Consider the following 26,826-nt stretch of genomic DNA (forward strand, 5'->3'; position numbering starts at 1 on the left):
AGGGGCAGGCGGTGCGGATGAAAATTCATCCGCACCGCCTGCCCCTTCTTGGTGTAGCCGCGTCGCTAGCCTTCCTCCGGAATGCGCACCATGCCCTCTTGGGCGACGGTGGCCACCAGCTGGCCCTCGCGGTTGAAGATCCTGCCCGTGGCCAGTCCGCGGGCACCGGAGGCGCTGGGGGATTCCTGCACATAGAGCAGCCACTGATCCACGCGGAACGGGCGGTGCCACCACATGGCGTGGTCCAGGCTCGCCACCGACATGCCCGGGGCGATCCAGGTCAGCCCGTGGCGGCGCAGCACCGGTTCCAGCAGCGTGTAGTCGCTGGCATAGGCGAGCGCGGCGCGGTGCATGGCATCGTCGTCGGGCATCGGGGCCGTCGTCTTCATCCAGACGGCGTTCACCGCCCGTCGGTCCTGCGGTCCCTTGAAGTACAGCGGTTCGCTGATGTATCGGATGTCGAAGGGCCGGTTGAACGCGTACTCCTGCGCGACCGGATGGTCGAGGTCTCCGATGAGCTCGGCGGTGGTGGGCAGAGAATCGGGATCCGGGATGCCTTCGGGCATGGTGTCCTGGTGGTCGAGCCCCTCCGAGGGGGCCTGGAAGGATGCGATCATCGACAGGATCGGCACGCCGTTTTGGTACGCGTGCACCCGGCGGGCGGAGAACGACCTGCCGTCACGCAGCCGCTGCACCCCGAAGGTGATGGGCAGGGCTGCGTCCCCGGCGCGCAGGAAGTAACCGTGCATGGAATGGATCGGGCGGTCCCCGGCGATGGTCTTGGACGCGGCCATGACCGATTGCCCCAGCACCTGGCCGCCAAAGACCCGGTTGCGCGCCTGTGGCGGGGTGTGGCCCACGAAGATGTCCTCGTCGGTGCGGGCCTCGGGGTCCCCGCTGAGCTCCAGCAGCTCAATCAGCTTCTGCGTCGTGGTGTCGTTGGTGCTCACGTGTCTGCTCCTAGGGGCCAGGAATATTGATCTGCTAAGACACTATCGCCCCCGCGGCGGGTTCGCCGTAACCTCCGGCGGGTGGCCGCTGCCGTGTTCCGGCATGCGTCGGCGCGGGCAACGGCATTGAGTCCAGCGGTGCGGGACATGAAAGTATGAAGGCATGGCAAGTGAAACCGTTGTACTCGAGGACCAGGAAACCGTCGCGGACCTGGCTACGTTTTTCTCCCGCGCACGCTCGATCGAGGACGGAGCGGTGCTGATCCAGGCCGCCGGCAGCGCGTTGGCGCTCTACGTCCCGGTGCTCTATCCCGAGTTCCTGGGGGACTCGGTACCCACCGTGCTGGGGATGCGCGCGGTGCGCCTGGGACGCCCGGCCGAAGCCGGCGGGGTCTTTGCCATCTCCGCGTTGACCGACCGGTTGGCCCGCATGGGCGGGGCCTCGCTGGAGCTGTCGATTCCCCCCGCGGAGGTCCAGGCATCGTGGGCGGGCCAGCAGGTTCCACGCGGCGGCTGGGAACAGCGCGAGACGCTCGAGGACGATGCGCTGCTGGCCGAGGCGATGCGGGGGATCGGCGTGGTGGCCCAGGCCCTGCCGGAGAATGCCGGCAAGCCGGTGCTCAAGACCGTGCGCGCCCGCATCTGGTCCTCACCCGTTGAAGGTGTCCAGACGCCGATGCCGCTGGGCATGGCCTTCGGCGCGCATGCGCTGGGGTTCCTGCGTGCGGGGGCCACCTCCACGCTCTTTGCCTCCGGGCAGTGGCTGCGCCTGAGTAGCGGCGGCGGGCACGTGGTGGCACGCCAGGGCGGCGTCCTGGGCTAGGTGGACTGGGCGCCGGCCGGGCACCCCGGCGCCTCGTCAGGCGCGTTCATCAGCGAATGCGCAGCACGGTCGAAGTAGTCCCAGAGCGTGTCTGCCTGCAACGGCGGCAGCTGAAGGGAATCCACGGCGATGCGCATGTGGTGCAGCCAGACGTCGCGGTTGTGCGAATTGATGGTGTACGGCACGTGCCGCATGCGCAGGCGCGGGTGGCCACGGCGCTCGGAATAGGTCGTGGGGCCGCCCCAGTACTGCTCCAGGAACAATTGCAGGCGCATGGTCGCCGGGCGCAGGTCGGTCTCCGGGTACATGGCACGGAATTCCGCGTCCTCGCCGACCGATTCATAGAACTTCTCCGCCAGCTTGCGGAACGTCTCCCGGCCGCCGACCTGGGCGTAGAAGGTGCCCTCGTACTGGCTTGGGTCGTGGTCGTCGTTTGGCGTCAGGCGGCCCTCGGGCAGGCTGGCACTGAGCGAGGCGCCCACCGGGCGCAATTGCGCCACGGGCTTGCCGAGGCTCTGGCCGGCCGGCAACAGGACCGGCTTGGGGGTGGAATCTTGTTCCGGGTGGTTCGCGTTCACGGCGGTGGTGTCCTTTCAGTTCCCGGCTGAGGCCCGGGACCCTTCAACGCCCATTATCCCGTGGAAGCGGTGCCGTCCGCCGGGCTTTCGCGCAGGGCGTGAGAACGCCGCCGACGGGCCACGGGCAGGCTACGGCGTTTTGCCCAGGTGCTTGAGCGCCTCGCGGATGGACAGCGGGCTCATCCGGGCCCGGTGTGCGTCGACCCAGGACCTTACCCAGGCGGGGTCGGTCTTGCCGTATTGCCGCAGCGCCCAGCCCAGTGCCTTTCGAATGAAGAACCACGTGTCGTCCAGGTTGGCTGCCAGGGCGTCATCGAGCAGGTCGGTGTCGGTGTGTTCACCCAGGTGCAGCTGGCAGATCATGGATTGGCGGCGCTTCCACCCATTGGCGTCCCGGGACCACTCGCGCATCATCGGGCCGATGGTTTCCGGATGGGCGCGCAGCAGCTCCCCGTAGCGCCGCGAACAACCGTCGACGATGTCCCACCAGGCGCCCTCGGTGACCATCCGCTCATACAGCGGCAGGAATTCCAGGCGCCCTCGGCAGGATGCGGCGGCACAGATCTCCTGGGCGGCGTACCAGTGTTCCCGGTGCGTGGCCTCGGAGAAGAGCTCGGTGGCAAGTGCCAGGCGGTCCGCGGCACTTGCGGCACCCGTCTCCCGGGCGAAGTCGCGCGCGATGCGGCGCACCTCGGGGACCGGAACGCCCAGGAAGGGCTGCGTGGTCTTCATGTAGGCCTGTGCCGCCGCTGCCTTGCCGTCCACAATATGCGGCAGCAGCCTGGCGGTGAGCAGGTCAAGGGCCGAATGCGCCTGCCTCCCGTCCATGGTTCAGGGGCCCGGGGGGCACCGGGGCGTGGTGCACCGGGAAATTCACACTGCGGGCGATGAAGCAGACGGCGTTGGCCGCCGCATGCAGCGAGTCGGCAAGTTCGCGCTGGGATTCGTCCTGCAGTGCCACGCGCGGGGCCAGGGTCGCCTCGAGGAACTCCCCGCTGCCGTCGCGGTTCAGTCGCAGCACCCCGGCGGCAGCGTCGGTGTAGCCGGTCACCACCACGGAGTGCTTCACCGCCACGTGCAGGTAGGAAAGCATGTGGCACTGGGACAGGGCGGCAAGCAGCAGCTGCTCCGGGTTCCAGCGGTCCTTGTCCCCGTGGAAGGTCGGGTCGGCGGTGCCGGGCAGGTCGGGCAGGCCGGCGGCGCGGATGACGTGGTCGCGTCCGTAGCTGCGGTACCCGGAGGTCCCTTGGCCGCGGTTGCCGGTCCAGGAAATGTCAACGCGATAGTTGTGCAGGGCCAGGTTCATGACTCCATTCTCGCCGCAGACGGGGGATGCCGGTGCACATGACGCACCGACATCCACCCGAGTTTCCGCGGCCTCGGTGGCGCTAGGCGTCGGCGGCCTGGGCTGCCAGCGCGCGGACCACCGCATCGCGGCTTTCGATGACCAGCCGTCGCAGGGCGGGGGAGTCCTCGCCCAGCGAATGCAGGAAGGCGTCGGTCTTGGCCAGCGTTTCCGGGGTGGTTTGCGCCGCAGGGTAGAGCCCGGTGACGATCTGCTGGGCAATCTCGTAACTCTTCGTTTCCCACACCGTGCCGGCTACGTCGAAGTACTCCTCGACGTAGCCGGCGATCAGGGCGGGATCGTGCACGTGGTTGAAGCCGGTGATGGCGGCGCGCTGTTCGAGGTTCGAGAGCTTTCCGCCGATCACCGCATCCCAGGCCGCACGCTTGGCCTCGGGGGTGGGCATGGCGGCCCGTGCCGTGTGGGCGGACAGCTGCCCGGTGGAGGTGGCATCGCGTTCCAGCTCCGCCGCGATGGCCCCGGCGTCGGCGAGACCGCCGGCGGACAGGGAGGTCAGCAGGTCCCAGCGCATCTCCGCATCCACCTCCAGCCCCTCCAGCACAAGCTCGCCCGAGAGCAGCGCGGCCACGGCGTCGAGCTGTGGGCCGGTGTGCGCCAGGTGGGCGAAGGCGCCGACAAATTGCAGCTGTGCGTCGGAGCCTGCTTCCGCCGCCCGTGCCAGCTCCCAGAGCCGGTCGGCGGCGGCAAGGCGCGCCGCCGGGGCTCCCATGCGGTCGACGTAGTAGTCAAGGGCTGTATTCAGCTGGCGCAGCAGCACCATGATGACGGTGGAATCGGTTTCGTGCCCGATGTTGCCCAGCACCAGCTCCAGATAGGCGCGGGCAGGGGTCTCGGCGTCGCGGACCGCGTCCCAGGCAGCGCCCCAGACCAAGGTGCGCGGCAGGGATTGTTCGAAGTCCTTCAGGTGTGCGGTGGCGGTGGCCAGCGACTGCCCGTCCAGCCGGATCTTGGCATAGGCCAGGTCGTCGTCATTGACCAGCACCAGCGCCGGTCGCTTGCGCCCCACCAGGGCCGGGACGGCAGTGGTGGGGCCGGCCACGTCGAGTTCCTCGCGGTGCACGCGGATGAGCGACCCGGCGGCATCAAGGTCGTAGAAGCCCACGGCCAGGCGGTGCGGGCGGATCACCGGGTGTTCGGCGACTGCGGTCTGGGTGATGGAGAAATCGGTGATCAGTCCCGCATCGTCGGTGGAGATCACCGCGCGCAGCGTGTTGACTCCGGCGGTTTCCAGCCACAGCTTCGACCATTCTGACAGGTCGCGGCCGGAAGAGGCCTCAAGCTCGCGCATCAAGTCCGGCAGCTCGGTGTTGGACCAGGCGTGCTTGGCGAAGTAGCTGCGCACCCCGGCCATGAATTCCTCCTGGCCGACCCAGGCGACCAGCTGGCGCAGCACCGAGGCGCCCTTGGCGTAGGTGATCCCGTCGAAGTTGACCTGCACGTCCTCGAGGTCGCGGATCTCGGCGACGATCGGGTGGGTTGAGGGCAGCTGGTCCTGGCGGTAGGCCCAGTTTTTCTCCAGGATGTTGAAGGTGGTCCACGAGGAGGTGAACTCGGTGTTCTGCGCGGCGGCGAGCGTCGACATGAACTCGGCGAAGGACTCGTTGAGCCAGAGGTCGTTCCACCAGCGCATGGTCACCAGGTCGCCGAACCACATGTGGGCCAGTTCATGCAGCACCGTGATGGCACGGCGTTCGACCATGGCATCGGTGGGACGGGACCTGAACACATAGGACTCCAGGAACGTCACCGCCCCGGCGTTCTCCATGGCCCCGGCGTTGAACTCCGGCACGAAGAGCTGGTCGTACTTTTCGAACGGGTACGGGGTGCCGAACTGCTTCTCGAAAAACTCGAAGCCCTGGCGGGTGAGCGTGAAGATGTTCTCCGCGTCCAGGTGCTCCATGAGCGAGGCGCGGGCGAAGACGCCCAGCGGGATCATCCGTCCGTCGCTGCTGGTCAGCTCGGAGCGGACGCATTGGTACGGGCCGGCGATGAGCGCCGTGATGTACGAGGAGATGCGCGCCGTCGGCGCGAACGCCCACGTCTTGGCGCCGTCGTGGGCGTCGACCGGCACCGGGGTGGCGGCGTTGGAGATGACGTCCCAGTGCGCGGGTGCGGTGATCGTGAACGCGAAGGTGGCCTTCAGGTCGGGCTGCTCGAAGACCGCGAACATGCGCCGGGAATCGGGCACCTCGAACTGCGAGTACAGGTACACCTCGTCATCCACCGGGTCCACGAACCGGTGCAGGCCCTCGCCGGTGTTCATGTAGAGCGCATCGGCGTCGATGACCAGGGTGTTCTCCGCGGCGAGGCCCGGCAGAGCGATGCGCACGCCGTCGGAGACCTCGGCCGGGTCCAGCTCGGTGCCGTTGAGGTTCACCGAGCGGACGGCATCGGTGACGGCGTCGATGAAGGATTCCGCGCCCTCGACGGCGGAGAAGCGGACGGTGGTGCGCGAGGAGTAGACGGTGTCGGACCCGGTCAAGTCCAGCTCGACGTCGTAGGAGTGGACGGTGATCAATGCGGCCCTGGTGCGGGCCTCTTCGCGGGTGAGGTTCATTCCTGGCATGGTCGCTGACGCGCCTTTCGATGGTTGCCGGTGGCGAAAATCTTGGTGTTTCGGGCCTGCCACCCGGCGCGGCGCCGCGGCGGTGTGGATTGCGGGGCGGCGCCGGAGTGTGAAACAAGCCTTGAACAGTGTGCCTATTGTCTCACCAACACCCCACGGTGCCGCAAGTGGCGCGGGACTGGTTTGATGGATGACATGGGAATTGATGTGGTTCTTCTGGGATATGGCGCAATCGGCCGGGCTGTCCACCGGATGCTGGCGCCTCATGCGCAGGACGTGCGGGTGCTCGGGGTGCTTGACCGGGCCGCGCTGGAGGGCCGGACCGGAGCGACCCGCGTGGCCGGGCCCGACGGGCACTTGGTCCCGGTGATGGATCTGGAAACCGCCACGGAACGGGCCGATGTCATTGTTGAATGCGCCTCCCCGGCGGCGGTGCGCACCTATGGCCCCGGGATTCTCGGGGCGGGCACCGACCTGCTCGTCGCCTCCCTGGGGGCGCTTGTCGATGACCGGCTGCGCGCCACGTTACTGGAGGAAGGGCCCGGACGCTGCCACCTGTCCACCGGCGCCATCGGCGGGCTGGACCTCGTCCGGGCCTCGGCGGGGACCATCGAGCGCATCGCCCTGGGCACGCGCAAGGCGCCGGCGGCACTGTTGCACCCGGGACTGGCGGATGAACTGCGGGAATCGATTGCCGCGGCGGGGGCCGCGGGCGTGCCCCGCCACGTCTTTGGCGGTTCCGTGGCCGATGCCGTCCGGCATTTTCCCTCCAACATCAACGTTGCGGCGGCGCTGGGGCTGGCGGCCGGGGACATGGGCCTGGTCCGCGTTGACATCGTTGCCGATCCGGGCGCGACGCTGACCAGCCATGTGATCGAGATGCGCGGGCACGGCGGGAATTACAGGTTCGCGATCGAGAATTTCCCGGACCCTGCCAACCCCGCCACCAGCGTCCTGACCGCGCGCTCGATGGTCTCCGGCCTGCTTCGGTTGGGCGGGCGGGGGCCGCACTTCATCTAGCGGCCGCACCCCCGCACTCGCTCGCCTTGCGGGTTTCGGCTTCGTCATCGTGGTGGATCGCCGGCGCCCGGCGGGTCATCGACTTAGTGCCATGCTGCACCCGGGGCTAGGCTTGTGCCTGCATCTTCCCCCTCCACGGTCTAAGGACACAACACATGCGCGTTCACATTGCCACCGACCACGCAGGCCTCGAGCTCAGCGCCCACCTCATCGAACACCTCCGCGCCAAGGGCTACGAGATGGTCGACCACGGTCCCACCGCATACGACGCCGAGGACGACTACCCCTCCTTCTGCATCAATGCTGCCCTTGCCGTTGTTGCCGACCGGGCCGCCGGCCTGGACTCGCTGGGCATCGTGCTGGGCGGCTCGGGCAACGGAGAGCAGATCGCCGCCAACAAGGTCGTGGGCATCCGCGCCGCACTGGCCTGGAACCTCGACACTGCGCGCCTGGCCCGCGAACACAACGACGCCAACGTCGTGGCGGTCGGCGGTCGCCAGCACTCGTTGGTGGAAGCCACCGGCATCATCGAGGCCTTCTTGTCCGAGCCGTTTTCCAATGTCGAGCGCCACATTCGCCGCATCGGCAAGATCGCCACCTACGAAACCACCGGCGAGGTCGTGGCCTAACGTCGCCACGGAACACCACCATGCCCGAAGGCCACTCCGTACACCGACTCGCCCGCCAATTTGACGACGTCTTTGGCGGGCAAGTCCTTGCCGTCTCCTCCCCGCAGGGCCGCTTCGCACCAGCGGCCAGGCTGATCGACGCCCAACGACTCATCTCCTCCCACGCGCACGGCAAGCAGCTTTTCCTGGGTTTCGAAAACGACCTGGTGCTGCGGGTGCACCTGGGACTCTATGGCGCCTGGAGTTTTGGCGGGGACGAACACTTCTCCGGCGCCTCCTCGATCGGCGCCCCGCGCAAGGTGGGGGAGAGCGAGCAGGGGCCCGACGAAGAGGCGGGCCCCTATGCCGGCCCGCCCGAGCCGGTGGGCCAGGTGCGCGCTCGTCTGGTGTCCGAGCACGGCTGGGCGGACCTGCGCGGGCCCAGCGCCTGCGAGGTGCTCACCCGGGAACAGGTGCTGGCGGTGCGTGCCAAACTTGGGCCCGACCCTCTGGTGGCCGCCGCCGGCGAATTCAACCTGGCCAAGGGCAGGGGCTCCACGGAGGCGAACGAAGCCGCTGCGCGTGCGGCGCGCAAGGACTTCGTGGCGCGCCTGGCACGCAAGAGAACCCCGATCGGAACCACCCTGATGGACCAAGGCGTGCTGGCGGGGGTGGGCAACATCTACCGCGCCGAAACACTCTTTCGCACCCGGATCGACCCGTATCTGCCCAGCAACGAGCTGTCCTCACGAAAGGCCGGGATCCTGTGGGACGACATCGTCTCGATCATGGGCGATGGGGTCCGCGACGGAAAAATCATCACCACCCGGGCCGAACACCGCGACGAGTCCGGACCGCTGTGGCCGGAGAACGCCTACTACACCTACCAGCGGCAGGGACGCGGGTGCCGCATCTGCAGCGCCACCATTTCGCTGGCCGAGGTCGCGGCACGCAAGCTCTACTGGTGCCCGGGCTGCCAGCCGCCGGCACGGTCCCGGAACTGAACGGCTCGGCGGACATGGCCCCGTCCGATTCGCGAACAAGCGGATTGACAAGGATCTGTGCAGTTTCGGACCCTGATTTGCGCAGCGTGGAATGGTGGTGCTAAGGTTTTATCCGTTGCCACCGACGAGGTGGGCAAATGCGGGGATGTAGCTTAGTGGTAAAGCCTCAGTCTTCCAAACTGATGATGCGGGTTCGATTCCCGTCATCCCCTCCAATGTGATGTCGCGGGACATGGTTCATATATGTCCCGCGACATCGTTCGTTAAGATGGGTCTCCGGTTTTTGCCGGGGACTTTTTCTTTTTCCCTTGGATGTCCCGCGACATCGTTCCTTAGGTTTGGTCTTCGGTTTCTTCCGGGGGCTTTTTCTTTTTGCCTTGGTAGTCCTTGGTGGCGTCCAGGGCATACTCGCCGAGAATTATTCCGCTGCCGGTTTCGAACACGGTGGCGTCGTTGTCGGCCACGAGAATCGTGACGCTCTTCCCGATGCCTTCCCGGCCCAGGCCCAGGTGCAGCAGCCTGCCGTGGTGGCGCAGGGAGACCTTGCCGGTGGCATCGATCCTGTCGGTTCGCACGCGGTAGTGCTGCCCCGCGTGGTGGCCCTGCGGGATGGCCTTTGGCCTGGCCGTGTAGGCCTGGTCCGGGGTTCGCCTCTCCAGCGCTCGGTGGGGCCGCTCGGTGTTGTAGATCCGGGCGAAGAGCTCCAGGTCCGTGTTGAGCTGCTCCAGCGTCCCCGCGGGGTCCCGGGTGGCCAGCCAGCGCTTGAGCGTCTGGTGGAACCGCTCGATCTTCCCCTGGGTTTGCGGGTGGTTGGGCATGCCGTTCTTCTGCACGATCCCCAGGTCCCGCAGCGTCCGCTCAAAGCCGTTTAGCCCGCCCCGGCCCCCGGCGAACCGGGCGGTGTAGACCAGGCCGTTGTCGGTCAGCGTGGAACCCGGGAATCCATGGGTGTCGGCGGTCTGCAGGAACGCTTCGAGCACCACGGGCCCGGTCACCGGCCGGTGGGCCGTGCAATAGAGCAGGAAGCGGGAGTGGTCGTCCAGGAAGTTCAGGATCTCCACGTCGCTGCCGTCGGCCAGCGTCCAGTGGGTGAAGTCGGATTGCCAGGTCTCGTTGGGTTGCTCGGCCTCGAAGCGGTGCCAAGAAGCGCGCGGGCGCTTGCGTGGCTGGTCCGCCACCAGGGACTCGGCGCGCAGGATGCGGTGGATGGTGGAGGCCGCCGGCACCGCGAGGCCTTCCCGGCGCAGGTGCCAGGCGATGGTCTGGGCCCCGGAGTCAAGACCCCTGGCCGTCAGCTCGCGGCGCAGGGCCAGGATGCGTTCCTGCACGGCGCCAGTGGTGGTTTGGGGGCTGGAGAGCGGGCGCCTGGATCGTGGTTCCAGCCCCTCGTCCCCCTGAGCGCGGTGCCGGCGCATCAATTCGTAGACCCAGCGCCGGCTGACCCCGAAGTGCTCGGCTGCCTGCGCGGGGGTGAGGCGACCCTGGACGATGGACTGGATGATGAGGTTGTTTTTTCCCATGGTCCATCGTCTCCGCGTATGAACGATGTCGCGAGAGATGGGCGGGGATTATTGGTAGACCCATGTCGCGCCACAGCGGCCCACCACCAGAATGGGCTTCATGTCCCGCGACACCGCTGCACTGTCACTGTGCACGATGTCCCGCGACATGTGGGAACGATGTCCTCGCTTCAGACACCGTCATCCCCTCCAATAAAGAGTGATTTGGTTCCCCGGGAACCAGGTCGCTCTTTTTCTTTCCCCGAGCAATGGGGTCCCGCCCCCAGTGCCGAATTGTGACGTCGGTCCCTTTTCGCCCGGCGGGGCGGCGACACGTAGGTTTTTTGGTTTCCCCCCAGGCATCGCGACCCCCGAAAACTGTGGCGATCCGGGGCTTTTCCCCATGCGAAAGCACGAATTTTGTTTTCCCGCGTTTGCTTGTATGGTTGTTCCGCGCCGTCGACGAAATCCAAACTTCTGGTTGACGGGCCGATTAGTGAAAACTTGTTTATTTTGCATAGACTGTTTCAGCACTTATCGGGGTGTAGCTCAGCTTGGCTAGAGCGCGCGCTTTGGGAGCGTGAGGTCGCAGGTTCGAATCCTGTCACCCCGACTCTGTACCTTCAACCCCGTAACGGTTACCGTTACGGGGTTGAAGTCCAGCTCAGACCAAACATCACACACCAGGAGTACACCGCTGTGAAGAGCGCCGTCGAAACCCTCACCCCCACCCGGGTCAAGCTCACCGTTGAAGTTCCCTATGATGAACTGAAGCCGCGCATTGCTGAGGCCTACAAGACCATCGCCAAGCAGATCCAGGTTCCCGGCTTCCGCGCCGGAAAAGTCCCGTCCCGCTTGATTGATCAGCGCGTTGGCCGTGGCTACGTCCTGGAAACTGCCATCAACGAAGGCATGAACACCTACTACCAGCAGGCCGTCACCGAGAACGAAATCGTTCCGCTCTCGCGCCCCGAGGTCGAAATCACCGAGCAGCCTTCCGCCGAGGTTGCAGGCGAAGGCCAGCTGGCCTTCCAGGTCGAGATCGACATCCGTCCGAGCATCGAACTGCCGGACTACAAGGGCCTGGAAGTCACCGTTGAAGCCGCCGAAGCCGGTGACGCCGACATCGAGAAGGCACTGGATGACCTGCGCGGCCGCTTCGGCACGCTCAAGACCATCGAGCGCCCGGCAGCCGACCAGGACTTCATCACACTGGACCTGACCGCATCGGTCGAGGGCGAAGAGGTCGACTCGGCCACCGGCCTGTCCTACCAGGTTGGCTCCGGCACCATGCTCGAGGGCATGGACGAGGCAGTCACCGGCCTGTCCGCAGGCGAAGACGCCACGTTCGTCACCAAGCTGGCCGGTGGCGAGCACGCAGGTGCCGACGCACAGGTCAAGGTCACCGTCACCGCCGTCAAGGAGCGCGAGCTTCCCGAGGCCAACGACGACTTTGCCCAGCTGGCTTCCGAATTCGACACCATGGCCGAGCTGCGCGAGTCCCTCGCCAAGGATGCCGCCGAGTCCAAGGTCATGGACCAGGGGGTTGCTGCCCGCGACCTCGTCCTGGACAAGCTCATGGAGCTCGTCGAGGTTCCGGTTCCGGAATCCGTCATCACCGAGCAGGTCGAGCAGCACTTCGAGCAGGGCGCCCACAACGAGGGTGAAGAGCACGACACCGAAGAGCACCGCACCGAGGTTCGCGAGAACACCGCCAAGGCCTTCAAGAACGAGATCGTGCTCGACGCCGTCGCCGAAGCAGAGAAGATTGGCGTTGCCCAGTCCGAACTGATCGACTACATCGTCCAGACCGCCGGCCAGTACGGCATGGACCCGAACCAGTTCGCCCAGATGCTCGACGGCGCCGGCCAGGTCCCGATGCTGGTTGGCGAAGTCCGCCGCCGCAAGGCCCTTGCCAAGGTCCTGGAGCTGGCTGTTGTCACCGACAGCAACGGCAGCGTCGTTGACCTGAGCGACTTCGTGCGCCCGGCAGGCGAAGAAGAAGAGGGCTCCGCATCGTCGGCCTCCTCGGCTTCCTCCGCCTCCTCGGCATCGGCAGCATCCGCCAAGTAGCGCGGCGCCGCTGACGCGGCATTGGATTCCCAGGCGCGGAGCCACCTGCAAAAGGTGGCTCCGCGCCTGCTTTTAACCCCTCTTTTAAGCCCACGGCGATGGCTGCCCCGCGCACCATGCGCCGACAGCGAACAGCTGCCCCTGCGCCGCCAAAGTCGCTGGCCAAGGCAGTAATGTTCAAGGAAGTAAAGAGCCAGTGGCCCGACGGACAGAACATCGGGGCACGGCATCACGGAGAGGTATCAGAACATGTCCAGTGACTCCCGCACTCCCACGATGGCTTCGGTAGATCCGGCCAATCGCGAGGACTACATCTACAATCGACTCCTCAAGGAGCGGATCATCTGGCTCGGCTCGGAAGTCCGAGACGACAACGCCAATGCGATCTGCTCGCAGTTGCTCCTGCTCTCCGCGGAAGACCCGGAGAAGGACATCTACCTGTACATCAACTCCCCGGGTGGTTCCATCACCGCGGGCATGGCGATCTACGACACCATGCAGTACATCCCCAACGATGTCGTCACCGTGGCCACCGGCCTGGCAGCTTCCATGGGCCAGTTCCTGCTGTCCTCGGGCACCCCGGGCAAGCGCTACGCCACCCCGAATGCCCGCATCCTGATGCACCAGCCGTCCGGCGGCATTGGCGGCACCGCTTCGGACATCCGCATCCAGGCCGAGCTGATCCTTCACATGAAGAAGATCATGAGCGAGCTGACCGCTGCGCAGACCGGCCAGACCGTCGACACCATTCTGAAGGACAACGAGCGCGACAAGTGGTTCACCGCCACAGACGGCCTCGAATACGGCTTCTTTGACCACATCGCCCAGTCCTCCGGCATCGTCTCCGGTGGCGGCGGGGTCGCGAAGTAACGCGACGGAACCCGGCAGACCTAACTGATTTCCCAGGAGATACGATGAATTTCACCCCGAATGCCACCTCCGGCGAAATGCCGTCGGCACGCTACATCCTCCCGCAGTTCGAGGAGCGGACCCCCTACGGGTTCAAGCGCCAGGACCCGTACGCGAAGCTGTTCGAAGACCGCATCATTTTCCTTGGTGCCCAGGTCGACGACGCTTCCGCCGACGACGTCATGGCCCAGCTGCTCGTCCTGGAGTCCATGGACCCCGAGCGCGACATCACCCTGTACATCAACTCGCCCGGCGGCTCGTTCACGGCGATGACGGCGATCTATGACACGATGCAGTTCGTGCGCCCCGAGGTGCAGACCGTGTGCCTGGGCCAGGCAGCCAGTGCCGCTGCGGTGCTGCTTGCCGGCGGCACCCCGGGCAAGCGCCTGGCGCTTCCCAACGCACGGGTGCTGATCCACCAGCCCGCCATGGGCGGCGGCGAACGCGGCACCGCGTCGGACCTGCAGATCCAGGCCGAAGAAGTCATGCGCATGCGCGCCTGGCTCGAGACGACCCTGGCCGGGCACAGCAACAAGACCGCAGAAGAGGTCGGCAACGACATCGAGCGCGACCTCTACATGACCGCGGCCGAGGCCAAGGTTTACGGATTGATCGACGAGGTCCTGACCCCGCGCAAGATCAAGTCCCAGGGCAGCATCGCCCACTAAGGCGGGACACGGCGAACGGGCTGCTGTTGCGGGGCGCGAAATAAGCGCACCACGGGCCGCCCGTTCGCCCATTCTGTCGGCACTCTGTCATAGAGTTAAGGCAGTTCAGCATTTCCGGTTCTCTCGGGCCGGTCTTACCGGTACCAGATAAGGGGACCAAATCGATGGCACGCATGGGTGAAGGGTCTGATCTGCTCAAGTGTTCCTTCTGTGGCAAGAGCCAGAAGCAGGTTCGCAAGCTGATCGCCGGCCATGGCGTCTACATCTGCACCGAGTGCATTGAACTCTGCAACGAGATCATCGAGGAAGAGCTCGCCGAGGTCGAAGAGGGCGTCGACTTCGAATTGCCCAAGCCGAAGGAAATCTTCGACTCCCTGCAGGAATACGTCATCGGCCAAGAGGGCGCCAAGCGCTCGTTGGCGGTGGCCGTCTACAACCACTACAAGCGCATCCAGGGCGGCGCTGCAGCCAAGTCCGTTGCGGCGCTTTCGGACTCGAACTCCCTCGACGAGGTCGAGGTGGCCAAGTCCAACATCCTGCTGATCGGGCCCACCGGCTGCGGCAAGACCTACCTGGCCCAGACGCTGGCCCGCCGGCTAAACGTCCCCTTCGCCGTCGCCGATGCCACCTCGCTCACCGAGGCCGGATACGTCGGCGAGGACGTCGAAAACATCCTGCTCAAGCTTATCCAGGCAGCGGACTATGACGTCAAGAAGGCCGAACAGGGCATCATCTACATCGACGAGATCGATAAGATCTCCCGCAAGAGCGAAAATCCCTCAATCACCCGGGACGTCTCGGGCGAAGGGGTCCAGCAGGCACTGCTGAAGATCCTCGAGGGCACCGTTGCGGCGGTTCCGCCGCAAGGCGGCCGCAAGCATCCGCACCAGGAATTCATCCAACTGGACACCACCAACGTGCTGTTCATCGTTGCGGGCGCCTTCGCAGGTCTCGAGGAGATCATCTCCTCGCGCGCAGGACGCAAGGGGATCGGCTTCGGCGCACCGCTGTCGGCGTTGAAGTCCGAGGCTGCGTCATATGCCGACGTCCGCCCGGAAGACTTGTTGAAGTTCGGCCTCATCCCGGAATTCATCGGCCGGCTGCCGGTGATCAGCACGGTGGAAAAGCTGGACCGGGAGTCCCTTATCAAGATCCTGTCGGAGCCCAAGAATGCGCTGATCAAGCAATACCAAAAGATGTTCCGCATGGACGGTGTTGAGCTGACCTTTGAGCTGGGCGCCTTGGAAGCCATCGCAGACCTCGCGCTTGCCCGGGACACCGGTGCCCGCGGGCTGCGCGCAATCCTGGAGGAAACCCTCAGCGCCACCATGTTCGAAATGCCGAGCCGCGACGATGTCGTCGAGGTCGTCATCACCAGCGACGTGGTGCTCAACGGGGCGGATCCGTCACTGATTTCCGCGCAGGTCGCCGACAAACGCGGCAAAAAGTCCGCTTAGTACTTGACTTGTTCACTCCGGGCTCCGCACCAACGCGATGTCCCGGACCTTGAACCCTTGCCATTGATTTAAAGGAGATGCACGTTGTCCGAGAAGACTCACGTTGATTTTTGGTTTGACCCGGCCTGCCCCTTTGCCTGGGCGACGTCCCGCTGGGTCCTCGAGGTTGAGAAGGTGCGTGACATCGAGGTTGCTTGGCATGTGATGTCGCTTTCGGTGCTCAACGACGGTCGCGAGGGCCTGAGCGACGATTACCGCGATTTCGTGGCCAAGGGCTGGGGCCCGGTCCGCGTGCTCATCGCCGCCGCCCAGAAGCACGGCGACGCGGTGCTCGGCGATCTCTACACCGCCATGGGCGAGATGCTGCACCACGAAAAGGTTGCGGACTACAGCGAGGTCATTTCCCGCGCACTGGCCAAGGCCGGGCTGGAACCGGAATTGGCCGATGCGGCGAACGGGACCGAGTTTGACGAGGCACTGAAGTCGAGCCACGAAGACGGGATCTCCCGAGTCGGCCAGGACGTCGGCACGCCCGTCATGGCGCTAAACGGCACCGCATTCTTCGGTCCGGTCATTACGCGGGTTCCCTCCGGCGAAGAGGCCGGCAAGATCTTCGATGCCGCCGTCGGCCTGGCGTCGTACCCGTACTTCTTCGAAATCAAGCGCAGCCGCACCGAGAGCCCGCAGTTCGACGTCGAAGCCAACTGACCTGAAAATCCTGTCAATGGCCCCAAGGACCAATGTTTTCAGCAGGGGACCGGAGCAAACCTCAAAGTTTGCCCCAGTCCCTTGCCGGTCTCCGGGGCAGGGCGTATAAAAGTAATACGCATCACTACCGGAATGATGCTGAACAAAAACCGAATTCGCGGTGACGAGCTATTGGAATCTCTTCTAGCTCGGCTGCAGCAGCGAAGCAGCAAGACCCACGCAACGAGGATTTTGTTCGGTTCTCTAAATCAACGCTGTACGAGAACCAACACCGAGTCGAAGCCCCTCCGACATTAGTTTGTCAGCCGAAGGGGCTTCCCCTCTGTCTGCCGCCAGGTGCGATGTCGGAGGAGGGGACGGTCCCGGATGAAAGGACGAGGGCGCCGTGCCCCACCCGCGGGGTGGGGCACGGCGCCCTCGTTGCCGGGACCCCGGCACATGGAAGCTAGGCCTGCACGGTGTCCTCGGCCGGTGCCAGCACCACGTCGCTGACCGTCAGGTCCCCGTCGGCGGCAACCAAGGTCATGTCCTTGGCGTTACCGGCGGCCAACAGGTCGCCCAGTCCGCTGCGCAACAATTCCAGGGTGGCCTCGGGCGCGGAAATCACGCCGGAGAGCACCTCGGTGCGCTGCTTGACCTTGGCCTCGGACTTTGCCTTTCGGATGCCCGAGAGAGCCTCGCCGACGATCGGCAGCACTGCGGTGTTGGCGCCTTCGACGGCGCCGACCAGATGGGCGGAACCGGGCCATGGGGCGCGGTGGACAGATCCGGCACGCCACCAACCCCAGACCTCTTCGGTGGCGAAGGGCAAGAACGGGGCAAAGAGGCGCAGCACCGAATCCAGCGTGGTGGCCAGGGTGGCAAGCACCGATGCCTGTTCCGCGTCGCCGCGGGCACCGTAGGCACGGTCCTTGATCAGCTCCACGTAGTCGTCGGTGAACGACCAGAAGAACGACTCGGTGATGTCCAGTGCACGCGCGTAGTCGTAGGCATCGAAGGCGCGGGAGGCGTCGTCGATGACCTGGGACAGGCGGGCGAGCAGGGACTTGTCCAGCCCGTTGGTGATGACCGAGGCGTCGCCGGCGATGACGTTCGCTTCGGTGGCGCCCAGGTTCAGCACGAACTTGGAAGCGTTGAGGATCTTGATCGCCAGGCGGCGGCCGATCTTCATCTGGTTGATCTCGTACGCGGTGTCCGCGCCCAGCTTGGCGCTGGCCGCCCAGTAGCGAACGGCGTCGGAGCCGTAGTCGTTGAGCACGTCGGTGGGGACCACCACGTTGCCCTTGGACTTGGACATCTTCTTGCGGTCCGGATCCAGGATCCAGCCCGAGATCGCCGCGTGCTTCCACGGGGCCACGTCGTGCAGCGCGTCGGCGCGCACTGCGGAGGAGAAGAGCCATGTGCGGATGATGTCGTGGCCCTGCGGGCGCAGGTCGAACGGGAAGACCTTGTTGAAGAAGTCCGTATCGCGGGACCAGCGGCCCACGATCTGCGGGGTCAGCGAGCTGGTGGCCCAGGTGTCGAGCACGTCGGCGTCTCCCACGAAGCCGCCGGCTTCGTTGCGCTGGGATTCCTCGTAGCCCGGTGCCACGTCCGCGGCCGGGTCGACCGGCAGCATTTCGTCGGTGGGCAGGATCGGGTTCTCGTAGTCGGGTTCCCCGGCCGCATCCAGCGGGTACCAGACCGGCACCGGCACGCCGAAGAAGCGCTGGCGGGAGACCAGCCAGTCGCCGTTCAGGCCCGAGATCCAGTTCTCGTAGCGCGAGCGCATGAAGGCTGGGTGGAACTCGATCTGCTCGCCGCGCTTGATGAGGCGCTCGCGGCGTTCCTCGTCGCGCCCGCCGTTGCGGATGTACCACTGGCGGGAGGAAACGATTTCCAGGGGCTTGTCGCCCTTTTCGAAGAAGTTCACCGGGTGGCTGATCTTCTTCGGCTCGCCGTCGAGCAGGTTGGCGGCGATGAGCAGCTCGACGACGCCCTCCTTGGCGGAGAACACCGTCTTGCCGGCGATCGCGGCGTATGCCGTACGTCCGGCCTCGGTGGTGATCCACTCCGGGGTCTCGGCGATGACGCGGCCGTCGCGGCCGATGATGGCCCGGGTCGGCAGCTGCAGTTCGCGCCACCAGGTCACGTCGTTCAGGTCGCCGAAGGTGCAGACCATCGCGATGCCCGAGCCCTTGTCCATCTTGGCAAGTGCGTGCGGGAAAACCGTAACCGGAACGTCGAAAAGCGGGGAGGTGACGGTCTTGCCGAAGAGCGGCTTGTAGCGCTCGTCGTCGGGGTTTGCCACCAGGCCGGCGCAGGCAGCCAGCAGCTCGGGACGGGTGGTCTCGATGAAGACCTGGGTGCCGTCCTCGGCGGTGAACGGGTAGCGGTAGTAGGCGCCGGGCACTTCCCGGTCCTCCAGTTCCGCCTGGGCCACCGCGGTGCGGAAGGTGACGTCCCACAGGGTGGGTGCCTCGGCCATGTAGGCGTCGCCCTTGGCCAAGTTGGCCAGGAAGCCGCGCTGCGAGACGGAACGCGACACGTCATCGATGGTGCGGTAGGTCAGGTCCCAGTCCACGGACAGGCCCAGGGTGGAGAAGAGGTGCTCGAAGACCTTCTCATCCTCGACCGCGAGTTCCTCGCAGAGTTCGATGAAGTTCTTGCGGCTCACGACGTCCCAGTCGCGCTGGTTCTTCGCCGGGGTCGCCGGGGGACGGTAGCCCTCCACGTGGGCGTACGTCGGGTCGCAGCGCACACCGTAGTAGTTCTGCACACGGCGCTCGGTGGGCAGGCCGTTGTCGTCCCAGCCCATCGGGTAGAACACGTTCTTGCCGCGCATACGCTGGTAACGGGCCAGCACGTCGGTCTGCGTGTAGGAGAACATGTGCCCCACGTGCAGCGAGCCCGAGGCCGTCGGCGGGGGAGTGTCGATCGAGTAGACCTGCTCGCGCGTGGTCTCTGCGTTGAATTTGTAGGTGCCCTGCTCGCGCCAGCGGGCGCCAAGGCGTTCCTCCAGGCCCTCAAGAGCGGGCTTGTCCGGAACGGAAACGATGACGGGCGTGTCTGTGCCCAAGGTGTCTTCTGCCATGGGCCCCATTCTTCCATGAGCCCGGGCATTACCCCCAGTCGACCGCGGTTGATGCACGCCACAGGCACACCACAGGCACACCGGGCGGCGCCCCCGGCGATGCGGTGTGCGCCACCTGCGACGTCGGGGCGGGGTTCAGGGTGCGAACCAGAGGGTGGTTTCCCCCGGGACCAGCCCGGACAGCACGGGCAGCGCACCGCTGGTGACGACGATCCTGGCCGGGTCCAGGCCATCGGGCAGGTCCGTCGGAGCGGTGCCGAAGTTGGTCAGCACCTCCCAGCCGTTGGGCCGGCGGTAGTGCGCGAGTGCGGCATCGGGTGCAGACACCCAGTGGAGGGACTCGGTGGTTTGCAGCTTGCGGCGCCACGCCAGGGCGCTGCGGTAGAACTGAAGGGTGGAGCCCTCCGCCGCGTCCTGGGCGCTGACGGCATGCTCGGCAAACCAGGCAGGCTGGGGCAGCCACGGCGGGCCACCGAAGCCCAGGTGCTCCTCCTGCGCGTTCCAGGGCAACGGCACGCGACAGCCGTCGCGGCCCTTGAGCGTCTTCCCGGTGCGGAACCACGTGGGATCCTGCAACGAGTCCAGGGGCAGGTCCGCCGCCTCAAAGAGACCCAGTTCCTCGCCCTGGTAGAGGTAGGCGGAACCCGGCAGGCCCAGCATGAACAGCGTTGCCGCCCGGGCCCGGCGCAGCCCGCGTGCCGGATCGGCGACAGGTTCCCTGCCGCCGGAGAGCAGCCACGCGTCCTGGGCCGCCGCGTCGGTGCCGTCGGGCAGGGAATAGCGCGAGGCATGGCGCACCACGTCGTGGTTGGAGAACACCCAGGTGGAGGATGCCCCGGAGACCTCGGCCTCCTCGAGGCACCGCGCCACGATCTCGCGGAACTCCGTGGCCGCGAAGGGGGCCTGCAGCAAGTCGAAGTTGAAGGCCTGTCCGAGGCCGGTGGGCCGGGCGTAGCGCAGGCGCCGGTTGGTGAAGGGCACCCATGCCTCCGCCACCGCAATGCGCGGCGGGTCGTATTCGTTGAGCACCGAGCGCCAGCCCGCATAGATCTCGTGGACCTCGTCGCGGTCAAAGAGCACGTCGGTGCCGTCATCGACCAGGATCTCCAGCGAGGGCTTGGAGCGCAGCGGATGGGCCATGTCCTTGACCAAGGCGTGGGCAACATCGACGCGGAACCCGTCCACGCCGCGGTCCGCCCAGAAGCGCAGCGTGGTGTGGAAGTCCTCGCGGATCTCCGGGTTGTCCCAGTTCAAGTCCGGCTGCTCGGGAGCAAAGAGGTGCAGGTACCACTGGCCGGGCGCCCCGGCGTTTTCCCCGGTGGTTTCGGTGATCCGGGTCCAGGCGGGTCCGCCAAAGTGCGATGGCCAGTCCGAGGGCGGGAGTTCGCCGTTCTCGCCCAGCCCGTCACGGAAATGGTAGCGGGCGCGTTCGGGAGAGCCGGGTGCCGAGGCGAGGGCGGCGGTGAACCATTGATGGCGGTTGGAGCTGTGGTTGGGCACCACGTCGGCGATGACCTTGATGTTTGCCGCATGGGCAGCGGCGATCATGGCGTCGAAGTCCTCCAAGGTGCCCAGTCGTTCATCGACGTTCCGGTAGTCGTCTACGTCGTACCCGCCGTCGGCAAGGGCCGAGGGGTAGAACGGGGACAGCCAGATGGCGTCGATGCCCAGCTCGGCGAGGTAGCCCATGCGCGAAGTCACGCCGGGCAGGTCGCCCAGGCCGTCACCGGTGGCATCGGCAAAACTGCGCGGGTAGATCTGGTAGACGGCGGCCTGGCGCCACCATTGCGCGGCGGGCACGGGAGCTGGAACATGGCTGTTCATGGGCGGGTGGATCCTCTCGGACTGCAGGTGGGCCGGGTCGGTGCCTTCAGTATGTCTGGACGGGGCGGGGAAGTCCCGTCATTGCGGCCCACGGGTCCTGCCTGCCGCCACGGACCGGGTCTTGAACGGCTGGAAGATGCGCTGCGGCGGTCCTACGCTGTTGGCATGGGTAACTTTCGATTGTTGCGCGCCTACGAACCCGCCGACGGCGGCTACCGGGTTCTGGTGGACAGGCTCTGGCCCCGCGGGTTGGGCAAGGAGCGGGCGGCGCTCGATGACTGGGCCAAGGACGCGGCACCCTCAACCGGGCTACGCGTCGCCTTCAGCCGCAAGGCCGAGCGGTTCACCGAGTTCACCGACCACTACCGCCACGAGTTGGAGGCCGGGGCCGCCGCCGAGGGTGCCCACCGCCTGCTGGGGATCGCCCGCGAGCACGAGGACGTGGTGCTGCTCTACGCCGCCCGCGACACCGTGCACAACCACGCGGTGGTGCTCCTGGACTTCCTGCGCGAGGCCCAACAGGGGACCGTGGACGTCCCGGGCGACGGGGCCTGAGGCGTTTGTCCCCCCACCCCCCGGTGCCACGAAGCGACATCGCTGTTGGGGCCGGGCCACCGTGCTGGATAGGCTTTGCTCATGTCATCACAGAATCAAGTCACCCAACATGCAGCCGTCGTCACCGGGGCCTCCAGCGGGATCGGCGAGGCAACCGTCCGCGCCCTAGCTGCCGCCGGATGGAAGGTGTTCGCCGTGGCCCGCCGCGCGGAGCGGCTTGCGGCGCTCGCCGAGGAAACCGGCGCGGTGCCCGTTCCCGCCGACGTGACCAACGACGCCCAGGTCGCCGGCCTGCTGGCAGCCGTGGAGGCCGGCGGCGGCATTGACACGCTGATCAACATCGCCGGCGGCGCCCGCGGCGCCGACTACCTGGCCGAGGCGAAGAACGAGGACTGGGACTTCATGCTCCAGACCAATGTCATGGGCACCATGAAGGTCACCCGCGCGTTCCTGCCGATGCTCCGCGCCCACGGCGAGGGCACCGTGCTCAACCTGACCTCGACCGCCGGAATGGTCAGTTACGAGGGCGGCTCCGGCTACAACGCCGCCAAGGCCGCCCAGCGCGCGCTGACCCAGGCGCTGCGCCTGGAGGAAGTCGAGCACAACGTGCGCGTCATCGAGGTGCTGCCGGGCCTGGTGCACACCGAGGAGTTCGCGTTGCGCCGGATGGGCGGGGACCGCGAGCTGGCCCAAAAGCCCTACGCCGGGGTGGCCAAGCCGTTGCTGGCGGAGGACATCGCCGACATCGTCGCCTATGCCGTCAACGCCCCGCACCATGTGAACCTCGACGAGATCGTCGTCCGCCCGGTGGCGCAGGCAGCAGCCCACAAGCTGATCCGCGGCCAGGCGTGATCGGCCCCGCCGGCGGCCCCGGGCCGCGGCGGCTGCACATCGTGGCTTGTGCCCACGGCACCGACAACCCCGACGGGCGTCGGCTCATTAACGGCCTGCGCGGGGACTTGGCCGACGAGCTCGCGCTCCAGGGCATCGACGCTGTCGTCCACGAGGCCTACGTCGACGTGCAGGAACCCCGGCTCGAGGCGGTCCTGGCCGCACTGCCGCCCGGCGAGGACGCCATCGTGGCGCCCCTGCTGCTCTCCGAGGGCTTCCACAGCCGCGTTGACATCGCCGATGCGGCGGCCGCGCGCCCGCACACGGGCGTGAGCGCGCCGGTGGGCCCCGACCCGCGCCTGGCCGCGGTGCTGGCCCGCCGGCTGGCCGAGGCCGGGCACCAACCCGGGGACGCCGTGGTGCTTGCCGCGGCGGGCACCCGCATCGAGGCAGGACAGCGGCAGGCGGCGCGGATGGCGGAGCTGCTGGCCGCCGAACTGGGCCACCCGGTGGCCGTCGCCTTCGGCTCCGCCGCCACGCCGTCGGTGACCGAGGCGGTGGGCGCGGCACGGGCCGCGGGGGCGCCGCGGGTGGGCGTCGCCTCCTTCCTGCTGGCCCCCGGGTTCTTCCACGACCGACTGGCCGAAGCCGGCGCCGACTATGTGTCAACGGCGTTGCTCCCGGGCGTCACAATCGCGAAATGTGTCGCCGGAAGACTCGCTGAAGCCATCTCAGCGGGACCCGCCCACACCGAATAGGTCGCCGGGTTACGGCATGACGTTGCGGGTAGGAGGTCGTTGGCGGGCCCCCGCCGGCCCGCCCTAGTGTCGAAGCCATGACACAGGCAACCGACACCCAGGCAAGCACCCGGCCCGCCCGGCCGGCCCGCCCGGCGGCCAAGCCGCACGGACAGTGGAAGATCGACGGCACCACGCCGCTGAACGCCAACGAGGCGTTCAAGGCGGACGACAACGGGCTGAACGTGCGCGAGCGCATCGAAACCGTGTATGCCCGGGGCGGGTTTGATTCCATCGACGCCACCGACTTGCACGGCCGCTTCCGCTGGTGGGGCCTCTACACCCAGCGCAAGCCGGGCATCGATGGCGGGCGCACCGCCACCCTGGAGCCGCACGAGCTCGAGGACCGCTACTTCATGCTCCGCGTCCGGATCGACGGCGGAACCCTTTCCACTCGGCAGCTGCGCACCATCGGGGAGATCTCCCGCGACTTCGCCCGCGACACCGCCGACGTGACCGATCGGCAGAACATCCAGCTGCACTGGATCGACGTCGTGGACGTCCCGGAGATCTGGCGGCGGTTGGAGGCCGTGGGCCTGGACACCACCGAGGCCTGCGGGGACGTGCCGCGGGTCATCCTCGGCTCCCCGGTGGCGGGGATCGCGAAGGACGAGATCCTGGACCCGACCCCGGTGATCCGCGAGATCCGCGAACGCTTCATCGGCGACCCCGAACTGGCCAACCTGCCGCGCAAGTTCAAGACCGCCATCTCCGGGCACCCGTCCCAGGACGTGGTGCACGAGATCAACGACATCTCCCTCATCGCGGTCAACCACCCCGAGCACGGGCCGGGATATGACCTGTGGGTCGGCGGAGGCCTGTCCACCAACGCCCGGCTGGCCGAGCGGCTCGGCGCGTTTGTGCGCCCCGAAATCGCGGCCGAGGTGTGGCTGGGCGTGGTCTCGATCTTCCGCGACTACGGCTACCGGCGGCTGCGCAACAAGGCGCGGCTGAAGTTCCTGATGGCCGACTGGGGACCGGAAAAGTTCCGCAAGGTGCTCGAGGAGGAATACCTCGGCTACGCGCTGCCCGACGGGCAGGCACCGGACAAGCCGACCACCCCGGGGGACCACGTGGGCATCCACGAGCAGAAGGACGGGCGCTTCTTCATCGGCGCGAGTCCCAAGGCCGGCCGGCTCTCCGGGACGCTGCTGCTGGAATTGGCGGACCTGCTGGAGCGCCACGGTTCGGCGCGGCTGCGCACCACCCCGCACCAGAAGCTGCTCGCTCTGGACATCCCCGCCGAATCGGTGAGGGCCGCAGCCGCTGAACTCGATGCGCTGGGCCTGGCCACGGCGCCGAGCATCTTCCGCCGCTCCGCGATCGCCTGCACCGGCATCGAATTCTGCAAGCTGGCGATCGTTGACACCAAGGACACCACCATCGCCGCGGTCGCCGAACTCGAGGAGCGTTTCGCGCAGAAGTCGGCCGTGCGGCTGCCGCCTTCGCTGAGCCTGCACGTGAACGGCTGCCCCAACTCCTGCGCCCGCATCCAGACCGCCGACATCGGCCTCAAGGGCCAGCTGCTTCCCGACGGGCACGGCGGGCAGACCCCGGGCTTCCAGGTCCACCTGGGCGGGGGACTGGCCTCCACCGAACGCGGAGAGGCCGGCCTGGGACGCACCGTGCGCGGGCTCAAGGTCACCGCCGATCAGCTGCCCGACTACATCGAGCGGGTGCTGGAAAATTATTCGGCCGGCTCCGAGACGGGCGAATCCTTCGCGGCGTGGTCGCACCGTGCCGCGGACGAGGACGTCGAATGAGCACCGAGACCCACACCGTGGACCAACTCGCCGCCGACCGTGCCCTTGCCGAGTCAGGCGCCGCCGAACTGGGCTTCGACGCCTCGGCCACCGACGTCATCGCCTGGGTCAAGCGGAACTTCGACACCGCAGAGGTCGCCGTCGCCTGCTCCATGGCCGATGCCGTGCTGCCGTCGGTCGTCGCAGAGGCGCTGCCAGGTGTCGACGTGCTCTTCCTGGAGACGGGCTACCACTTCGCCGAAACCCACGCCACGCGCAACGAGGTTGCAGCTTCGCTGGACGTGCGGATCATCGACGTGCTCCCGGTGCGCACAGTGGAAGAGCAGGACGCCGAGCACGGGCCCCGGCTGCACGAGCGCGACCCTGCCGCCTGCTGCCGGATGCGCAAGATGGAGCCGCTGGCCAGGACCCTGGCCGGCTACCGGCTCTGGTTCACCGGGGTCCGGCGCGACGAGGCACCCACCCGCACCAACACGCCGTTGGTCACCTGGGACGAGGCCCACGGGCTGATCAAGGTCAACCCGCTGGCCGGATGGAGCTTCGACGAGCTGATTTCCCACGCCACGGCCAACAGCGTGCCGGTGAACCTGCTGCTGTCCAACGGCTACCCGTCGATCGGATGCGCCCCCTGCACCCGGCCGGTGGCCGAGGGCGAGGACCCGCGCGCCGGCCGGTGGGCAGGGGTCGCCAAGACCGAATGCGGCATCCACCGGTGAGCCCGGCACCGCCTGCCCGGCCGGCACCGCCTGCCCGTCCCGAACGCACCACCACACCCCTCCCACCGACGAAGGAGCAAGAGATGAGCACCACCGCGCCCACCGCAGCCCCCGAGCGACCACGCACCGCCACCGCCACCGCGCCCGAGATCGACGTGCTCGACGCCCTTGAGGCTGAATCCATCCACATCCTGCGCGAGGTCGCCGCCGAGTTCGAGCGTCCCGCGATGCTCTTTTCCGGGGGCAAGGACTCCGTGGTGATGCTGCACCTGGCCACCAAGGCCTTCTGGCCAGGGGCCGTCCCGTTCCCGGTGCTGCACGTGGACACCGGACACAACTTCGAGGAGGTCATCGCGTTCCGCGACAGCACCGTGGAGCAGCTGGGCCTGCGCCTGGTGGTCGCCAGCGTGCAGGACTACATCGACGACGGGCGGCTCACCGAACGTGCCGACGGAACCCGCAACCCGCTGCAAACCACGCCGCTGCTGGACGCCATAGCCGCCAACCGCTTCGACGTGCTCTTCGGCGGCGGGCGCCGCGACGAGGACAAGGCCCGGGCCAAGGAACGCATCCTGTCGCTGCGCGACGAGTTCGGCCAGTGGGACCCGCGCAACCAGCGCCCCGAGCTGTGGAACCTGTACAACGGGCGCCACACCCCGGGTGCGCACGTGCGGGCCTTCCCGATCAGCAACTGGACCGAACTGGACATCTGGCGCTACATCGAACGCGAGAACATCGCGTTGCCGCCGCTCTACTACGCCCACGAGCGCGAGGTCTTCGAGCACTCGGGCATGTGGCGGGCCGTCGGGGAATTCAGCCGGCCGGGCGACGACGTGGCCGTGACGCGGCGCACCGTGCGCTACCGCACCGTGGGGGACATGTCCTGCACCGGGGCGGTGCTCTCCGAGGCGTTCACCACCGCGGAGGTCATCGCCGAAGTGGCCACCACCACCATCACCGAACGCGGCGCCACCCGCGCCGACGACCGCATCTCCGAGGCGGCCATGGAAGACCGCAAGAAGGACGGGTATTTCTAAG

General features: G+C 67.1%; 23 protein-coding genes and 2 tRNA genes. 17 read left to right on the forward strand and 8 right to left on the reverse strand.

Features of this window, described 5'->3' with window-relative positions:
- Positions 1-65: 65 nt before the first annotated feature.
- Positions 66-950: an acyl-CoA thioesterase gene (locus tag ABD687_RS01695; RefSeq protein ID WP_310287830.1), complete on the reverse strand. Its 885-nt coding sequence runs from the start codon at positions 948-950 to the stop codon at positions 66-68.
- Between the two features lie 163 nt (positions 951-1,113).
- Between ABD687_RS01695 and ABD687_RS01700 the strand changes: the two genes are divergently transcribed.
- A complete protein-coding gene (locus ABD687_RS01700) occupies positions 1,114-1,773 on the forward strand; it encodes a DUF8185 domain-containing protein (protein ID WP_310287828.1) in 660 nt (219 codons plus the stop codon).
- On the opposite strand, the gene ABD687_RS01705 is transcribed toward ABD687_RS01700, so the two are convergent.
- The 4 genes from ABD687_RS01705 to pepN all read right to left on the reverse strand — a co-directional run bounded on the left by ABD687_RS01705 (position 1,770) and on the right by pepN (position 6,283).
- Positions 1,770-2,351 carry a globin gene (locus ABD687_RS01705; RefSeq protein ID WP_310287826.1) on the reverse strand — a complete coding sequence of 194 codons (582 nt, stop codon included), beginning with the start codon at positions 2,349-2,351 and terminating at the stop codon, positions 1,770-1,772. The genes ABD687_RS01700 and ABD687_RS01705 overlap by 4 nt on opposite strands.
- A 129-nt stretch (positions 2,352-2,480) precedes the next feature.
- Positions 2,481-3,179 (reverse strand): DNA alkylation repair protein, encoded by a 699-nt coding sequence (locus tag ABD687_RS01710; RefSeq protein ID WP_310287823.1) that lies wholly within the window; start codon positions 3,177-3,179, stop codon positions 2,481-2,483.
- A complete protein-coding gene (locus ABD687_RS01715; protein WP_310287820.1) occupies positions 3,148-3,657 on the reverse strand; it encodes an OsmC family protein in 510 nt (169 codons plus the stop codon). Before ABD687_RS01715 ends, ABD687_RS01710 begins: the two co-directional genes overlap by 32 nt.
- Before the next feature lie 82 nt (positions 3,658-3,739).
- Complete coding sequence (pepN, locus tag ABD687_RS01720) at positions 3,740-6,283, reverse strand: aminopeptidase N (RefSeq protein WP_302266304.1); 2,544 nt, start codon at positions 6,281-6,283, stop codon at positions 3,740-3,742.
- Between the two features lie 195 nt (positions 6,284-6,478).
- Here pepN and ABD687_RS01725 point away from each other — a divergent pair, with 195 nt between their 5' ends.
- The 4 genes from ABD687_RS01725 (at position 6,479) to ABD687_RS01740 (ending at position 9,130) form a co-directional block, all read left to right on the forward strand.
- Positions 6,479-7,303, forward strand: coding sequence for an aspartate dehydrogenase domain-containing protein (locus ABD687_RS01725; RefSeq protein WP_302266305.1), 825 nt, complete (start codon positions 6,479-6,481; stop codon positions 7,301-7,303).
- Positions 7,304-7,458: 155 nt separating this feature from the next.
- Complete coding sequence (locus ABD687_RS01730) at positions 7,459-7,932, forward strand: ribose-5-phosphate isomerase (RefSeq protein WP_264269095.1); 474 nt, start codon at positions 7,459-7,461, stop codon at positions 7,930-7,932.
- 20 nt (positions 7,933-7,952) lie between these two features.
- Positions 7,953-8,915, forward strand: a complete 963-nt coding sequence (locus tag ABD687_RS01735; RefSeq protein WP_302266306.1) for an Fpg/Nei family DNA glycosylase — start codon at positions 7,953-7,955, stop codon at positions 8,913-8,915.
- A gap of 141 nt (positions 8,916-9,056) precedes the next feature.
- Positions 9,057-9,130, forward strand: a tRNA-Gly gene (locus ABD687_RS01740).
- A 117-nt stretch (positions 9,131-9,247) separates the two neighbouring features.
- On the opposite strand, the gene ABD687_RS01745 is transcribed toward ABD687_RS01740, so the two are convergent.
- Positions 9,248-10,462 (reverse strand): IS481 family transposase, encoded by a 1,215-nt coding sequence (locus tag ABD687_RS01745; protein WP_302266470.1) that lies wholly within the window; start codon positions 10,460-10,462, stop codon positions 9,248-9,250.
- 490 nt (positions 10,463-10,952) lie between these two features.
- Between ABD687_RS01745 and ABD687_RS01750 the strand changes: the two genes are divergently transcribed.
- The 6 genes from ABD687_RS01750 to ABD687_RS01775 all read left to right on the forward strand — a co-directional run bounded on the left by ABD687_RS01750 (position 10,953) and on the right by ABD687_RS01775 (position 16,229).
- A tRNA-Pro gene (locus tag ABD687_RS01750) sits at positions 10,953-11,027 on the forward strand.
- A gap of 86 nt (positions 11,028-11,113) precedes the next feature.
- A complete protein-coding gene (gene tig / locus ABD687_RS01755; RefSeq protein ID WP_264269093.1) occupies positions 11,114-12,487 on the forward strand; it encodes a trigger factor in 1,374 nt (457 codons plus the stop codon).
- 276 nt (positions 12,488-12,763) lie between these two features.
- Positions 12,764-13,357, forward strand: a complete 594-nt coding sequence (locus tag ABD687_RS01760) for an ATP-dependent Clp protease proteolytic subunit (RefSeq protein ID WP_264269204.1) — start codon at positions 12,764-12,766, stop codon at positions 13,355-13,357.
- Between the two features lie 44 nt (positions 13,358-13,401).
- Positions 13,402-14,064 (forward strand): ATP-dependent Clp protease proteolytic subunit, encoded by a 663-nt coding sequence (locus ABD687_RS01765; protein ID WP_264269092.1) that lies wholly within the window; start codon positions 13,402-13,404, stop codon positions 14,062-14,064.
- A gap of 164 nt (positions 14,065-14,228) precedes the next feature.
- Positions 14,229-15,521 (forward strand): ATP-dependent Clp protease ATP-binding subunit ClpX, encoded by a 1,293-nt coding sequence (gene clpX / locus ABD687_RS01770; protein ID WP_302266310.1) that lies wholly within the window; start codon positions 14,229-14,231, stop codon positions 15,519-15,521.
- A gap of 84 nt (positions 15,522-15,605) precedes the next feature.
- Positions 15,606-16,229 (forward strand): mycothiol-dependent nitroreductase Rv2466c family protein, encoded by a 624-nt coding sequence (locus ABD687_RS01775; protein WP_302266312.1) that lies wholly within the window; start codon positions 15,606-15,608, stop codon positions 16,227-16,229.
- Positions 16,230-16,674: 445 nt separating this feature from the next.
- Here ABD687_RS01775 and valS read toward each other — a convergent pair whose 3' ends face one another.
- Positions 16,675-19,302: a valine--tRNA ligase gene (valS, locus tag ABD687_RS01780; RefSeq protein WP_302266314.1), complete on the reverse strand. Its 2,628-nt coding sequence runs from the start codon at positions 19,300-19,302 to the stop codon at positions 16,675-16,677.
- A 135-nt stretch (positions 19,303-19,437) separates the two neighbouring features.
- The gene (locus tag ABD687_RS01785) at positions 19,438-21,126 is read right to left on the reverse strand and encodes a glycoside hydrolase family 13 protein (RefSeq protein ID WP_310287810.1); all 1,689 of its coding nucleotides are present in this window, start codon (positions 21,124-21,126) and stop codon (positions 19,438-19,440) included.
- Between the two features lie 165 nt (positions 21,127-21,291).
- On the opposite strand from ABD687_RS01785, the gene ABD687_RS01790 reads away from it, so the two are divergent.
- The 6 genes from ABD687_RS01790 to cysD all read left to right on the forward strand — a co-directional run bounded on the left by ABD687_RS01790 (position 21,292) and on the right by cysD (position 26,825).
- On the forward strand, positions 21,292-21,681 hold the full coding sequence (locus ABD687_RS01790; protein WP_310287808.1) for a DUF488 domain-containing protein: 390 nt from the start codon (positions 21,292-21,294) through the stop codon (positions 21,679-21,681).
- An 81-nt stretch (positions 21,682-21,762) separates the two neighbouring features.
- The gene (locus tag ABD687_RS01795) at positions 21,763-22,533 is read left to right on the forward strand and encodes an SDR family oxidoreductase (RefSeq protein ID WP_310287806.1); all 771 of its coding nucleotides are present in this window, start codon (positions 21,763-21,765) and stop codon (positions 22,531-22,533) included.
- The gene (locus ABD687_RS01800; RefSeq protein ID WP_302266318.1) at positions 22,530-23,270 is read left to right on the forward strand and encodes a sirohydrochlorin chelatase; all 741 of its coding nucleotides are present in this window, start codon (positions 22,530-22,532) and stop codon (positions 23,268-23,270) included. The genes ABD687_RS01795 and ABD687_RS01800 overlap by 4 nt, the downstream gene beginning before the upstream one ends.
- A 77-nt stretch (positions 23,271-23,347) precedes the next feature.
- Positions 23,348-25,072 carry a nitrite/sulfite reductase gene (locus ABD687_RS01805; protein ID WP_302266320.1) on the forward strand — a complete coding sequence of 575 codons (1,725 nt, stop codon included), beginning with the start codon at positions 23,348-23,350 and terminating at the stop codon, positions 25,070-25,072.
- Positions 25,069-25,788, forward strand: coding sequence for a phosphoadenylyl-sulfate reductase (locus ABD687_RS01810; protein WP_310287802.1), 720 nt, complete (start codon positions 25,069-25,071; stop codon positions 25,786-25,788). Before ABD687_RS01805 ends, ABD687_RS01810 begins: the two co-directional genes overlap by 4 nt.
- A gap of 83 nt (positions 25,789-25,871) precedes the next feature.
- Complete coding sequence (gene cysD, locus ABD687_RS01815; protein ID WP_302266323.1) at positions 25,872-26,825, forward strand: sulfate adenylyltransferase subunit CysD; 954 nt, start codon at positions 25,872-25,874, stop codon at positions 26,823-26,825.
- The last annotated feature ends 1 nt before the right edge of the window (position 26,826 follow it).

This window comes from Paeniglutamicibacter sulfureus, from assembly GCF_039535115.1.
Lineage (GTDB): Bacteria > Actinomycetota > Actinomycetes > Actinomycetales > Micrococcaceae > Paeniglutamicibacter > Paeniglutamicibacter sulfureus.